This is a genomic window from Neorhizobium sp. T6_25 (assembly GCF_002968555.1).
Classification (GTDB): domain Bacteria; phylum Pseudomonadota; class Alphaproteobacteria; order Rhizobiales; family Rhizobiaceae; genus Neorhizobium.
In genome coordinates, this window is record NZ_PVBL01000007.1 from 149,467 (window position 1) to 162,612 (window position 13,146).

The following is a 13,146-nucleotide window of genomic DNA, read 5'->3' on the forward strand; positions in this document are numbered from 1 at the left end:
AATCGAGGGGCCGACAGGATATGGCAGACAGAATGTCATCGAAAGACGTTGGCAGTTTCGAAGAGCTTCCGGGCGAGCCGGTCGAGCTGATCGAAATCACCGGCGTCGTCAAATGGTTCGATGTGGCCAAGGGGTTCGGCTTCATCGTTCCCGACAACGGCATGCAGGATGTGCTTCTGCACGTGACCTGCCTTCGCCGGGACGGATACCAGACCATTCTGGAAGGCACACGCATCGTCGCGATGATCCAGAAGCGGGATCGCGGCTACCAGGCGTTCCGCATCCTGTCCATGGACCAGTCCACCGCCGTCCACCCCTCGGATCTTCCACCGGTGCGCACCCACGTACAGGTGACTGCGACCAGCGGCTTGGAACGGGCTCTGGTGAAGTGGTTCAACCGCACCAAGGGTTTCGGCTTCCTGACGCGCGGCGAGGGGACGGAAGATATCTTCGTGCACATGGAAACGCTGCGCCGCTTCGGCCTCACCGAGCTGCGCCCGGGCCAAGTCGTGCTGGTGCGCTTCGGACCGGGTGACAAGGGCCTGATGGCGGCGGAAATCCACCCCGACAATCCCAATCCCGTAAGCCGGTCGCACTGATGCGTTTCTCGTTTCCATCGTTTCTGAAAAGCGCCCTTGCGGCGCTTTTTCTCATCTTGGCGGGCAGCGCGGTCGCGCAGGACGTGACCTTTCCGCGCGACGAGCTTTCGATCAGGACTGCAGCCGGCCAGACCCACAAGTTTTCCGTCGAGCTCGCTTTTACCGATGCCCAGCGCGAGCGGGGGCTGATGTACCGCAAGGTGATGGCGCCGGATGCCGGCATGCTCTTCGATTTCGGCACACCGCGGCCGGTCTCGATGTGGATGGAGAACACCATCCTTTCCCTCGACATGCTGTTCATCCAGGGCGACGGCACGATCTCCCACATCCGCGAGAACGCGGTGCCCTATTCGCGCGACATCATCGATTCGCGCGGACCTGTGAAATTCGTGCTGGAGCTCAATGCCGGCCGCTCGAAGTCGCTTGGGCTCAAGGTGGGCGACAAGGTGATCAGCAAACGCATCGGCAATCAGTGGTGATCCCCAGTGGTGATCCTGTGGGGTTATCCTCGGCTTGTTTGCTTTAGCGTAACCGCGGCTCCATTTTGCTGTTGCGGCACAGTGGGGAACCGTGTATCTCGCAACCACCGTAGGAACGGAGTGTAGCGCAGCCTGGTAGCGCATCTGGTTTGGGACCAGAGGGTCGGGAGTTCGAATCTCTCCACTCCGACCACGCTTTTAGGTGAGGCTCCTTATCCGTTCCATTCCATGGAGCGTTACAGGAATGGCCGCCAAGATCTATCGTCCCGCAAAGACCGCCATGCAGTCCGGCAAGGCCAAGACCCATCTCTGGGTGCTGGAATTCGACCAGGAACAGCCGCGCCGCATCGATCCGATCCTTGGCTACACATCCTCCGGCGACATGAAGCAGCAGGTTCGGCTGACGTTCGAAAGCCAGGAACAGGCGGAAGCCTATGCCAGGCGCGAAGGCATCGAATACCGGGTAATCCAGCCGAAGGATCCGAATCGCCAGATCGTTTCCTACACCGACAATTTCCGCTTCAGCCGCACCCAGCCCTGGACGCATTGATTTTTGAGCCGCTCGGGCTTTCCCGGGCGCCGCTGCCGAGATCGGCCCCTTAGCTCAACTGGATAGAGCAGCTGCCTTCTAAGCAGCAGGTCGCAGGTTCGAGTCCTGCAGGGGTCGCCAACCTTGATCAGCCCGGACCGTCCCAACTGATCCCCGCGAGACTACCGGATGCGGTAGACGGACATGGCCACCGGGTATGCATAGACGCCCCGGTAGAAGAACCCGTTGCGATACAGACAACCCCGCAGCCGCACCGCAGGCAGGCTGGCCTCGGCGATCGCTCCGGCCTCTGCCAGACCGGCTTCGGGAAGGCATCGCTCCAGCGCCCTGTTGTAGGCCTGCATGAGCTGAGGGCCGCTTTCCACAGGCACTGCTCCGTACAGCCGCAAATCCGACCGGGCTTCAGCCACCATCGATGTGCAGGCCAGGCCAAGTGCCACGCCCAATGCGAGCTTGAGGTTCATCTGTCCACTCTCCGCTTGATAGGATGCCGCGTTGAACGCGATGTCAGGCGATTTGTTCCTGAGCTGTGTGTGCCTATACTCCGAGCCGTCGTATCTCCGATCCGCGGCCGGTCGAGGCGGCTCTGCCTTGGGAGGGGAAGATGAAATGCATCATCGGTTTTTTTACAACCAAGCCCGGCAAGCGTGAGGAATATCTCCAGGCGGCACGTGATCATCTGGAGAAAAGCCGGCTCGACCCCGATTGTCTTTATATCGAACTGGTCCCGATGCCGGATCATCCCGATAAGATCCTGCTCGCGGAGGCCTTCACCAGCGAGGAAGCGCATCGCCGACATGAGGATACCGATCATATGCGAGCGCTTTGGGCGGTGGGGCCGATACTTCTGTCCCACGTCGTCATCGACAATGTCATATCGGCGTCGGTGCAACACATAGACGAGCGTTTGGATAACACCTGAAGGCAGCCCGCCGCAGCCGCCCGAAGTGGCTGGGACCACGAAACCCCATTCTTGCCGCATTGAGGATTCGGAATTGCCGCATTGTTTCATATGATGCGTCTTGTCGGTTCCGTAGCGTCACACGAGCGGAAGACAGATCGGCGATTGAGCGGCCACGGCCCTCGGAAAACGCCTCCAACAAATTGAAATGGTTTTCATTCGGGCAGTTCGAATTGCCCGGACCCTTTGCTTGTTTTGAGCTTCGAGTGGGGATTCACATGAGAAGAATATTGTCCACTGGCGCGGTTTTGGCGCTTGCGTGTTTTTTGACGGCCGGTCCGGGGTTTGCGGAAGACACCCCATTGATCTGGAACCCGATCCGCAGTTCCGACACCAGCTACTCCGTCAAGCTCGGCCTCAAGCTGCCGACCCGGCTCGAAACCGAAGCCGGCGTGTCGATGGGCGTCGATACGTCGATGAGCGGAACTCCGCTGGATACGCCCATCAAGTTCTGGAGCAATTTCACGGCGGAAAAAATCCAGACGCCCGCCTATCAGCTGAACCGCGACGTCGGTGTCGATCTCGACGGCAATACCGGCAGCGCCGAGATCGCCATGAATTATTATGAAAAGGAAATCGCCACGCCGACGATCGATATCGAGAGGCGCAGCAGCTACGGCTTGCGGTATGACGGCGCCTCGGGAGAATGGCTCGGCCTTGATGCGAGCCAGTCGGTTCGCCTGTCGCATAGCCCAAGCAGCACGGCGCTGGTCGGGCGGGCAAGCGGCAGCGACTGGTTTCGCACTCTCGGAGCAGGCGTCGCCGTGGAGAAGCGGCTCGGCAGGTACATGACGGTCAGCGGCGCGCTCGACCGCACCTCGGATGCGCCCGAACCGGTCACGAGCGTGAATGCTCGTTATTCCTTCCGCTGGTGAAACGAACCGCCGGTGAAACGAAAAATGGGGCGCCGAAGCGCCCCATGATCGTGTGCCCGTAAAGCTGTCAGTGCAGGATCTGGCTCAGGAAGAGCCTCGTGCGCTCGTGCTGCGGGTTGTCGAAGAATTCCGCCGGCGAGTTCTGTTCGACGATCTGGCCCTGGTCCATGAAAATCACCCGGTGGGCGACCTGGCGGGCAAAGCCCATTTCATGGGTGACGCACAGCATGGTCATGCCTTCTTCCGCAAGGCTCACCATCGTATCCAGCACTTCCTTGACCATTTCCGGGTCGAGCGCCGAGGTCGGCTCGTCGAACAGCATGATCTTCGGTTTCATGCAGAGCGAGCGGGCGATCGCCACGCGCTGCTGCTGGCCGCCGGAGAGCTGGCCCGGATATTTATGGGCCTGTTCCGGGATCTTGACGCGGGCGAGATAATGCATGGCGATCTCTTCCGCCTGCTTCTTCGGCATCTTGCGGACCCAGATCGGCGCGAGCGTGCAGTTCTCCAGGATCGTCAGGTGCGGGAAGAGGTTGAAGTGCTGGAACACCATGCCGACTTCTCGGCGCACTTCGTCGATCTTCTTCAGGTCGTTGGTAAGCTCGATGCCGTCGACGATGATGTTGCCGGCCTGGTGTTCCTCAAGACGATTGATGCAGCGGATCATCGTCGATTTGCCGGAGCCGGACGGGCCGGCGATGACGATGCGTTCGCCCTTCATCACCTTCAGGTTGATGTCGCGCAGCACGTGGAAATCGCCGTACCACTTGTTCATGCCGATGATTTCGACGGCAACGTCGGTAGCCGAGACGGTCATTTTTTTGGGTTGGGCGTCTGCCATTTATATCCCCTTAGTTATCGTTTGTGGCTAGGCACAGCGTCAGGTCGGTTATCGCTTCAGGTTGGTGTCGAGGTGCCGCTCCATGAAGGCGGAGTAGCGCGACATGCCGAAGCAGAACAGCCAGAAGATGAAGCCTGCGAAGATGAGGCCCGTGATCGGTGTGACGGGGCTGATCCAGGTCGTGTCGGTGAAGTTCAGCTGTACGATCCCGAGAAGGTCGAACATGCCGATGATCGACACCAGCGACGTGTCCTTGAAAAGACCGATGAAGGTGTTGACGATGCCCGGGATGACCAGTTTCAGCGCCTGAGGCATGATGATCAGCCGGATCTTCTGCCAATAGCTGAGACCGAGCGAATCGGCGCCTTCGAACTGTCCTTTCGGAATTGCCTGCAGGCCGCCGCGAACGACTTCTGCCATGTAGGCGGAGGCGAAGATCGCCACGCCCACCAGCGCGCGCAGGAAGTTGTCGATCGTCCAGCCGGTCGGCAGGAAGAGCGGCAGCATCACGTTCGCCATGAACAGCACCGTGATCAGCGGCACGCCGCGGATGACCTCGATGAAGGTGACGCAGATGACCCGGATCACCGGCATCGTCGAGCGTCGTCCGAGCGCCAGCAGAATGCCGACGGGGAGGGAGACGGCGATGCCGACGAAGGACAGGATCAGCGTCACCATCAGGCCGCCCCAGAGCGGTGTCTCGACCTTCTGGAGCCCGAACACGCCGCCGTGCAGCAGGAAGAATGAGACGATCGGCAGGCCGACGAAGAGCAGCAGCGCGTTCAGGCCCTTGCGAGGCAGCTTCGGCATCAGGACCGGCACGAGAAGGGCGATGAACAGGATCGCCACCAGCATCGGCCGCCAGCGCTCGTCGATCGGATAACGCCCGAACATGAATTGCTGGAAGCGGTCGCCGACAAAGGCCCAGCAGGCGCCGCTCCAGCCGTTCGGCTTGATGCCGCCCTGCACCGCGGTGGTGCAGAACGAACGGTCGGTCCCGAACCACGCCGCCTGGACGAACAGCCAGTTGATCATGCCCGGCAGGATCCAGACCAGGAGGGCAACCGCGAGGATCGTCAGCGCGGCGTCTTTCGGTGTGGCCAGAAGGTTGATGCGGATCCAGCCCGAGGCGCTCCTGGTGCTGAGCGGAGCGGGTGCGGGGGCGAGCATTTCCGGGCGGACATAGGCAAGGTTTTTCGTGTTCATGATCTTACCTCTCCACCAGGGCCATTTTGGAGTTGAACCAGTTCATGAACAGCGAGGTCGTGATACTGATGCTGAGATAAACGACGAGCCAGATCGACACCACTTCGATTGCCTGTCCGGTCTGGTTCATCGTCGTGCCGCCGGTGGCGACCAGTTCCGGAAAGCCCACGGCAATGCCGAGCGACGAGTTTTTCGTGAGGTTGAGATATTGGCTGGTCAGCGGCGGGATGATGACACGCATCGCCTGCGGCACGACGACGAGGCGGGTCGTGGTGGCGGGCTGCAATCCGAGTGCTGCCGCCGCTTCGCTTTGCCCCTTGGCGACGGCCCGGATGCCGGCGCGGATCGTCTCGGCGATGAACGAGGCCGTATAGAAGGACAGAGCCAGGTAGAGGGCCACGAATTCCGGCGCGATCACGGATCCGCCCGACAGATTGAAGCGGCCGGCGATCGGGAAATCGAACGTCAGCGGAGCGCCGACGGCAAGGAAGGCGAGGACCGGCAGGCCGACAATCAGCCCGATGGCCATCCAGATCGTGTGGAACTGCTGGCCGGTGCGCATCTGCCGCTGTTTTGCCCAGCGCGCGACGATGAAAGTCGCGACGATGGCAATCAGCAATGCAATGGGGATTACCCATGCGGTATCGCCCCACACGGGTCTCGGGAAGGCGAGGCCCCGGTTGTTGAGCACCATGCCGAGCGGCAGTTTGAGCGAGTCCCGAACCTGCGGCAGTGACGAAAGCACGCCCTTGTACCAGAAGAAGATGATCAGCAGCACCGGAATGTTGCGGAAGACTTCCACATAGACGGTGCAGAGCTTCGCGATCAGCCAGTTCTTGGAAAGACGGCCGATGCCGATGATGAAGCCGATGGTCGTGGCGGTGATGATGCCGAAGAACGCCACCAGGATCGTATTGAGGAAGCCGACGAGGATGGCGCGCCCGTAGGTCGAATCGCTTGAATAGTCGATCAGCGAGGCGCCGATGTCGAAACCGGCGCGGCCTTTCAGGAACTGATATCCGGAAGCGGTACCGGAACGCGCAAGGTTGGCGACGGTGTTGTCGAAAATCGACCAGCCGATGCCGACGACGATGACGAGCGTGAGGACCTGGAAAAAAATACCCCGGATCTTGGGATCGTAAACGTAGGATCTGAGAGTTCGCGCTTCGGAAGGCGCAATTGCAGCGTGATCTGTCATGCTGGCCTTTTCCCCTGTGACCTCATTTTTGAGGCCTTTTTCTTTTTATGCGTTTTGTTTTTAAGTGGGGATAAGGCGGCATCGGCCGCCTTATCCCGTCGTGGTCTGGCCGATTAACGAACCGGCGGAGCGTATTGCAGGCCGCCCTTGGTCCAGAGCGCGTTCAGGCCACGCTGGATCTTGAGGGGGGTGTTCTGGCCGATGTTGCGCTCGAACACTTCGCCGTAATTGCCGACGGCCTTGATGATGTTGTAGGCCCAGTCGTTGGTCAGGCCGAGGTCGGTACCGATCTTGGTATCCTTCTCGATGCCGAGGAAGCGGCGGACGTCCGGGTTGGTGGAGGACTTGCGGATGTCGTCGACATTGGCCTTGGTGATGCCGAATTCTTCAGCCTGCACCAGCGCGTAATGCGTCCACGAAACGATATCGAACCACTGATCGTCGCCCTGGCGAACGGCCGGGCCGAGCGGCTCCTTGGAGATGATTTCCGGCAGAATGATGTGTTCATCCGGGTTGGAAAGCGACAGGCGCAGCGAATAGAGGCCGGACTGGTCGGTCGTGTAAACGTCGCAACGGCCTTCCTGGTAGGCCTGGTTCACTTCCGGCAGCTTTTCGTAGACGACCGGCTTGTATTCGAGCTTGTTGGCCTTGAAAAAGTCGGCGAGGTTGAGCTCGGTGGTGGTGCCGGACTGAACGCAGACGGCAGCGCCGGAGAGTTCCAGAGCCGACTTCACGTTGAGGCTCTTCGGTACCATGAAGCCCTGACCGTCGTAATAGTTGACGGTGCGGAAGTTGAAGCCGAGCGCGGTATCGCGGTTGATCGTCCAGGTCGTGTTGCGGAACAGGACATCGCCTTCGCCCGACTGCAGCGCCGTGAAGCGGGTCTGCGAGGTGGTCGGGGTATATTTCGTCTTCGTTGCGTCATTAAAAATGGCAGCAGCAACGGCCTTGCAGTAGTCAACGTCGAAACCGGACCAGTTGCCCGATGCGTCCGGTGCGGCAAAGCCGGCGAGACCGGTGTTGACGACGCACTGAACGAAACCCTTGGACTTGACGGTATCAAGCGTGGCGGCCGATGCCGCCGATGCGAAGCCAAGGACCGCTGCGCCAATCGCGGCTGACAGAAGCGTCTTTTTCATTTTCCCAACCTTTATCTGTGGTTTTCTGTGACTTGATGGAACCGGGCCGCTCCCCTGTCTTATCGAATACGGCCGGCCGCCCGCGAACCCTCCCGGTGCAGGCGCCGCTATCTCATTCGCAAAACAACGCAGGGTCAAGTGTCGCCTTTTCGAATTGCGTCTGAAATGAGGTAAATTCGTTAACCCGGCTCAGAAAACGCTCACTTACCTAAAGTTTGGGCAGCGGATGATCAAAAGAGGTGCGTTTTCCGTGATGTGGCAGGCAGCCTGATGTCTCTGCTTCAGGCTCTTTTCACGGGGTTGACCGGGCCTTGCTCCGGCGGCAAAACTTTGCGCCTCAATGCCAACGAAAGCTCTCCCCAACATGAAAAAGACGAACGAGTCCCTGTTCACCGGCGCTGGCCCCAACACGCGTCTCGCCCACATGGGCAACGACCCGTCCGACTACCACGGTTTCGTCAATCCGCCGGTCGTTCATGCTTCGACCGTGTTGTTTCCCGACGCGGCGACGATGGAGAAGCGGGCCCAGAAATACACCTACGGGACCCGCAGCACGCCGACGACCGATGCGCTCTGCGCGGCACTCGACGAATTGGAAGGCTCGGCCGGCACCATCCTCGTTCCTTCGGGACTGGCGGCGATTTCGGTGCCGTTTCTCGCCTATCTCTCGGCCGGCGACCATGCGCTGATCGTCGATTCCGTCTACGCGCCATGCCGCCATTTCTGCAACACGATGCTGACGCGCCTCGGCGTCACGGTCGAGTATTACGATCCGGAAATCGGCGCCGGCATCGAAGCACTGATCAAGCCGAACACCAGGCTGATCCATACGGAAGCGCCGGGCTCCAATACCATGGAAATGCAGGATATCAGGGCGATCGCCGAGGTGGCCCACCGGCATGATTGCGTCGTCACGATGGACAATACCTGGGCGACGCCGCTTTATTTCCGGCCGCTCGATTTCGGCGTCGACGTGTCGATCCATGCGACGACGAAATATCCGTCGGGCCACTCGGACATCATCATGGGTTCGGTATCGGCCAACGCCAAGCACTGGCCGAAGCTCGAGGACGCCCGCCTTGCGCTCGGGATCTGCGGCTCACCGGATGATTCCTACCAGATCCTGCGCGGCCTGCGCACCATGGGCGTGCGTCTCGAACATCATCAGAAGAGCGCGCTCGATATCGCCACATGGCTGGAGAGCCGCGACGATGTCGCACGCGTCCTGCACCCGGCGCTGCCGAGCTTCCCCGGCCACGCGATCTGGAAGCGCGATTTCAAGGGCGCCAGCGGCGTCTTCTCTTTCGTGCTGAAGGCGCAGGGCGACAGGGCGAAAGCCAAGGCGCACGCTTTCCTGGATGCGCTGACCTTCTTCGGCCTCGGTTACTCCTGGGGCGGTTACGAAAGCCTCGCGGTGCCGGTCAACCTGTCGGACCGTACCATCGCCAAGGCGCCGCTGGAAGGTCCGGTCATTCGCCTGCAGATCGGCCTCGAAGACGTGGCCGACCTCAAGAAGGACCTGGCAATCGGCTTCGCGGCCGCGGCCGAGATCTGATCACCGCGCCTTGAAGCCGTAAAGCCAGTCGAAATCCGCCGCGAGCGATTGCGGCGGACGCAGCGACAGGACGATATCGCGGCCGAGCCGGATCGGACCGCGCGCGTGATAGGCGAAGCGGTTGAACAGGCCGCGGGCGCGAACCTTGGCGATCCGCCCCATACGTTCGCTCTCGAAATCTGCCAGCGCCTGCGCAAGGGGCAGGGGACCGGCTACCCGGTTTGCGAGCACGAACGCGTCCTCGATCGCCATCGATGCGCCCTGGGCCGCGAACGGCATCATCGCATGCGCCGCATCGCCGATCAGCACCATGTCGCGACCGTTGTGCCAGCGCCCGGCACTCACCTGGTAAAGAGGCCAGAAGGTTGGCTGTTCGGCCCTTTCGATCAGTTGAACGATGCGCCGGTCCCAGCGATGGAACTGGCCGAGCAGCATGCGCCGCTGCGCATCGCCGGCTTGCGCATCCCACGTCTTGCCGGGGCTGATGCCGGAGGCGATTGCGACGATATTGAACCCGTCGATCTCTTTGAGCGGGTAGGCAACCGCATGGGTCGAGGGCCCGAGAAAGGCGGTGACCTGGCCCGCCTCCAGCCAATCGGGTCTGGCGCTGCCGGGAATCGTGAAGCGCCAGGCGACATTGCGCGAAAAGTCCGGCTCCGGGCTGTCCGGTATTCCGGCGCGCAGATTGGACCAGACGCCGTCGGCGCCGGCGATCAGGGGATAGGTTCTGCCGGTGATTCCCGCCAGCGTCCCGTGCGGATTCTTGCGGACAGGCGTATCTAGGTGGATGCCACAGAGCGGGTTCTGTTCGACCGCGGCAAGCAATGCCTGTTGAAGCGTGGCGCGGTGCAGGACGCCGTAAGGCGCACCCCAGCGCTCGCGGGCAAAATGCCCGGCCGGCACGTGCGCAAGCGGTCTGAGCGACGTCCCCGAGACGAGCGCAATCCGCTCCGGCTCGGTCCAGACGGCTTCGAGCGCGGGTAGGACGCCGAGTTCGGAGAGTACGCGCGAAGCGTTCGGCGATATCTGCAGACCGGCGCCGACCTCGATCAGGGCAGCCGCCTCCTCGAAAATGTCGCAGGCTATGCCGTGGCGGGCGAAGGCGAGTGCGGCCGTCAGCCCGGCCATGCCGGCACCAATGATCGCTACTCTTTCGATGGACATATCAGATGCCGATCAGGCGGCCTTGACGTGGAAGACGCAGCCCGGCGGGTCGGTCTGTTCGGCCTTCAGCGACGGATTGTAGCGGTAGAGGGTAGAGCAGTAGGAGCAGACCTTCTCGTTGTCGTCGCCCATGTCGATGAAGATATGCGGATGGTCGAAGGGAACCGAAGCGCCGGTGCACATGAATTCCTTGACGCCGATCTGGATCAAGCGATGCCCGCCGTCGTTCTGGAAGTGGGGAATGCTGTGCCCGGCCATGATGGTCTCCGATACTTGAATGCGGCGTGTCTGATTTGCGCCGGACATTAGCCGCCCGCTTGGCGATTGTGTAGTGGGAAAACCGCCGCAGGCGCGTCGATTTCGTGTCGGGCACGGGTTCAAACGTCGCTGTTCATCCCTTATGTTCCCGGCGTCAATGAGGACTGCCCCGATGAATCTCAACGCGCCTGCCTTCTCCAAGTTTTCCCACGAGGGTCTCGATCTTGCCTATTTCGACGAAGGCGATCCGTCGGGCGATCCGGTGCTGCTCATCCACGGGTTTGCCTCGAGCGCGCTGGTCAACTGGGTGCATCCGGGTTGGCTGAAGACGCTCGGCGACGCGGGTTACAGGGTGATTGCCATGGACAATCGCGGGCATGGGGCAAGCGACAAGCCGCGCGATCCGGAAGCCTATCGGCCATGGGTGATGGCCGAGGATTCGATGGCGCTCCTCGATCACTTGAGGATCCCGGAAGCGCATGTCTTCGGTTATTCGATGGGCGCACGCATTTCGGTCTTTTCCGCACTCGCCCATCCGCATCGGGTACGTTCCCTGGTTCTGGGAGGTCTCGGCATCGGCATGACCGACGGGGTAGGGGATTGGGACCCGATCGCAGACGCCTTGCTCGCCCCTTCGCTCGACGACGTCAGCCATGCCCGCGGCCGCATGTTCCGCGCCTTTGCCGACCAGACGAAGAGCGACAGGGAGGCTCTGGCCGCCTGTATTCGCGGTTCGAGGGATCTGGTGACCCGCGCAGACATGGGGAGGATCGACGCGCCGACCTTGATCGGGGTCGGAACCACCGACGACATCGCCGGTTCCGCGCAGGAGCTTGCCGCCTTGATGCCGCACGCGATTGCCCTCGATATTCCCGGACGCGACCACATGCTCGCAGTCGGCGACCGGGTGTTCAAGAAGGCGGTTGTCGACTTCTACGCGGAACTCTCCGCAAGGCCGTAGGTTTCTTCATTCTAACGATCAACGGAATGCGATTTTGCGCCCATTGGTCTCGGCGTAAACTTATTCTATATACTGGCCTTGGAAAGCTCTGCCATACGGCAAACGAGGAGACGGCGATGGCCGCAAGAACTGAAATCCGCCAGGAGCAGGTCGCAACGATGGATCCCATCTGGGATACGTTGCGCCAGGAGGCGCGCGCGGCAACCGAGCAGGACCCGCTGCTCGCTGCATTTCTGTATTCTGCCGTGCTCAACCATCGCTCGCTCGAGGAATGCGTCGTGCACCGCATCTGCGAGCGCCTCGCTCATGCGGATATTCCGGACGTCCTTCTGCGCCAGACCTTCATGGAAATGCTGGCCGACTGGCCGGAATGGGGCGCGATCATGCGCGTCGACATCCAGGCCGTCTACGACCGCGATCCTGCCTGCCTGCGTTTCATGGAGCCGGTCCTCTATTTCAAGGGGTTCCACGCGATCCAGGCGCACCGGCTGGCGCATTGGCTGTTCAACCGCGGCCGCCGCGATTTTGCGCTCTATCTGCAGAGTCGCTCCTCCAGCGTCTTCCAGACGGACATCAACCCGGCAGCCCGCATCGGCAAGGGCATCTTCCTCGACCACGCCACCGGCCTCGTGGTCGGCGAGACTGCCGTCATCGGCGACAATGTCTCGATCCTGCATGGGGTGACGCTCGGCGGCACCGGCAAGGAAGGCGCCGACCGCCATCCGAAGATCGCCAACGGCGTCCTCATTGGTGCCGGCGCCAAGATCCTCGGCAATATCGAGGTCGGGTCATGCTCGCGCGTCGCCGCGGGCTCGGTGGTCCTGAAGGCCGTACCGCCGAAGTCGACCGTCGCCGGCGTGCCGGCAAAGGTGGTCGGGAGCGCTGGGTGTTCGGAACCGTCGCGCCTGATGGACCAGCTTCTCGGTGCCGACGACTGATTCGTCTGCGTTTGCCCGCCGCTGCCGATGTTTTGGGTTCGCTGAACATCGGCCCCATGGAACATCGCAAAAGAGCGGCAAAGGCTACTTCTGGCGGCTTTACTTTCGCCTTTGTCCCATGCCAAAAGCGCCGCAACCGAGAACCGCTGACGGAGAGAAACGTGAAACCGGACGAAATCAAAAAACTCGACGCCTATTTCAAGCGCGTGATCAATCCGCAGGCGATCGTCAAGGCGCGTCCGCGCAAGGACGACTCGGCCGAAGTCTACCTCGGAGACGAGTTTCTTGGCGTCGTCTATATCGATGACGAGGATGGCGACCGCTCCTACAATTTTTCCATGGCGATCCTGGAAGTCGATCTCTGATCGAACCGGCCGCGACTTCAAGGCGGGCTGACAGGCCCGCTTTTTTGATTCGTGCGG

General features: G+C 61.3%; 16 protein-coding genes and 2 tRNA genes. 11 read left to right on the forward strand and 7 right to left on the reverse strand.

Annotation, left to right across the window (positions count from 1 at the left end):
* Positions 1-20: 20 nt before the first annotated feature.
* The 5 genes from C5L10_RS11925 (at position 21) to C5L10_RS11945 (ending at position 1,748) form a co-directional block, all read left to right on the forward strand.
* Positions 21-599: a cold-shock protein gene (locus tag C5L10_RS11925; RefSeq protein ID WP_037084473.1), complete on the forward strand. Its 579-nt coding sequence runs from the start codon at positions 21-23 to the stop codon at positions 597-599.
* Entirely contained in the window at positions 599-1,078 is a 480-nt protein-coding gene (locus C5L10_RS11930) for a DUF192 domain-containing protein (protein ID WP_105429845.1), read from the forward strand. The genes C5L10_RS11925 and C5L10_RS11930 overlap by 1 nt, the downstream gene beginning before the upstream one ends.
* A 116-nt stretch (positions 1,079-1,194) precedes the next feature.
* Positions 1,195-1,271: transfer RNA gene (locus tag C5L10_RS11935), tRNA-Pro, on the forward strand.
* 51 nt (positions 1,272-1,322) lie between these two features.
* A complete protein-coding gene (locus tag C5L10_RS11940) occupies positions 1,323-1,628 on the forward strand; it encodes an ETC complex I subunit (protein WP_046669660.1) in 306 nt (101 codons plus the stop codon).
* A gap of 43 nt (positions 1,629-1,671) precedes the next feature.
* Positions 1,672-1,748: transfer RNA gene (locus C5L10_RS11945), tRNA-Arg, on the forward strand.
* Between the two features lie 41 nt (positions 1,749-1,789).
* Here the strand turns inward: C5L10_RS11945 and C5L10_RS11950 are convergent.
* Positions 1,790-2,092 carry a hypothetical protein gene (locus C5L10_RS11950; protein WP_105429846.1) on the reverse strand — a complete coding sequence of 101 codons (303 nt, stop codon included), beginning with the start codon at positions 2,090-2,092 and terminating at the stop codon, positions 1,790-1,792.
* A 140-nt stretch (positions 2,093-2,232) separates the two neighbouring features.
* Here C5L10_RS11950 and C5L10_RS11955 point away from each other — a divergent pair, with 140 nt between their 5' ends.
* Positions 2,233-2,550: a putative quinol monooxygenase gene (locus C5L10_RS11955; RefSeq protein WP_105429847.1), complete on the forward strand. Its 318-nt coding sequence runs from the start codon at positions 2,233-2,235 to the stop codon at positions 2,548-2,550.
* A gap of 257 nt (positions 2,551-2,807) precedes the next feature.
* Positions 2,808-3,464 carry a hypothetical protein gene (locus C5L10_RS11960; RefSeq protein WP_172717002.1) on the forward strand — a complete coding sequence of 219 codons (657 nt, stop codon included), beginning with the start codon at positions 2,808-2,810 and terminating at the stop codon, positions 3,462-3,464.
* A 67-nt stretch (positions 3,465-3,531) separates the two neighbouring features.
* Here the strand turns inward: C5L10_RS11960 and C5L10_RS11965 are convergent, their stop codons facing one another.
* The 4 genes from C5L10_RS11965 to C5L10_RS11980 all read right to left on the reverse strand — a co-directional run bounded on the left by C5L10_RS11965 (position 3,532) and on the right by C5L10_RS11980 (position 7,848).
* Positions 3,532-4,305, reverse strand: a complete 774-nt coding sequence (locus C5L10_RS11965) for an amino acid ABC transporter ATP-binding protein (protein ID WP_046637733.1) — start codon at positions 4,303-4,305, stop codon at positions 3,532-3,534.
* Positions 4,306-4,353: 48 nt separating this feature from the next.
* A complete protein-coding gene (locus C5L10_RS11970; protein WP_105429849.1) occupies positions 4,354-5,511 on the reverse strand; it encodes an amino acid ABC transporter permease in 1,158 nt (385 codons plus the stop codon).
* Positions 5,512-5,515: 4 nt separating this feature from the next.
* On the reverse strand, positions 5,516-6,709 hold the full coding sequence (locus tag C5L10_RS11975; RefSeq protein WP_105429850.1) for an amino acid ABC transporter permease: 1,194 nt from the start codon (positions 6,707-6,709) through the stop codon (positions 5,516-5,518).
* Between the two features lie 113 nt (positions 6,710-6,822).
* Entirely contained in the window at positions 6,823-7,848 is a 1,026-nt protein-coding gene (locus C5L10_RS11980) for an amino acid ABC transporter substrate-binding protein (RefSeq protein ID WP_105429851.1), read from the reverse strand.
* Between the two features lie 364 nt (positions 7,849-8,212).
* Here C5L10_RS11980 and C5L10_RS11985 point away from each other — a divergent pair, with 364 nt between their 5' ends.
* Positions 8,213-9,403, forward strand: a complete 1,191-nt coding sequence (locus C5L10_RS11985; RefSeq protein WP_105429852.1) for a cystathionine beta-lyase — start codon at positions 8,213-8,215, stop codon at positions 9,401-9,403.
* Here C5L10_RS11985 and C5L10_RS11990 read toward each other — a convergent pair whose 3' ends face one another.
* Together C5L10_RS11990 and C5L10_RS11995 are read right to left on the reverse strand one after the other, a co-directional pair.
* Positions 9,404-10,567: an FAD-dependent monooxygenase gene (locus C5L10_RS11990; protein ID WP_105429853.1), complete on the reverse strand. Its 1,164-nt coding sequence runs from the start codon at positions 10,565-10,567 to the stop codon at positions 9,404-9,406. It lies immediately after the preceding gene.
* 12 nt (positions 10,568-10,579) lie between these two features.
* The gene (locus C5L10_RS11995) at positions 10,580-10,825 is read right to left on the reverse strand and encodes a zinc-finger domain-containing protein (RefSeq protein ID WP_007758304.1); all 246 of its coding nucleotides are present in this window, start codon (positions 10,823-10,825) and stop codon (positions 10,580-10,582) included.
* Positions 10,826-10,997: 172 nt separating this feature from the next.
* Between C5L10_RS11995 and C5L10_RS12000 the strand changes: the two genes are divergently transcribed.
* The 3 genes from C5L10_RS12000 to C5L10_RS12010 all read left to right on the forward strand — a co-directional run bounded on the left by C5L10_RS12000 (position 10,998) and on the right by C5L10_RS12010 (position 13,089).
* The gene (locus tag C5L10_RS12000; protein WP_105429854.1) at positions 10,998-11,786 is read left to right on the forward strand and encodes an alpha/beta fold hydrolase; all 789 of its coding nucleotides are present in this window, start codon (positions 10,998-11,000) and stop codon (positions 11,784-11,786) included.
* Positions 11,787-11,902: 116 nt separating this feature from the next.
* Positions 11,903-12,724, forward strand: coding sequence for a serine O-acetyltransferase (gene cysE, locus C5L10_RS12005; protein WP_046637726.1), 822 nt, complete (start codon positions 11,903-11,905; stop codon positions 12,722-12,724).
* A gap of 161 nt (positions 12,725-12,885) precedes the next feature.
* Positions 12,886-13,089, forward strand: a complete 204-nt coding sequence (locus tag C5L10_RS12010) for a DUF3126 family protein (protein ID WP_037088580.1) — start codon at positions 12,886-12,888, stop codon at positions 13,087-13,089.
* The last annotated feature ends 57 nt before the right edge of the window (positions 13,090-13,146 follow it).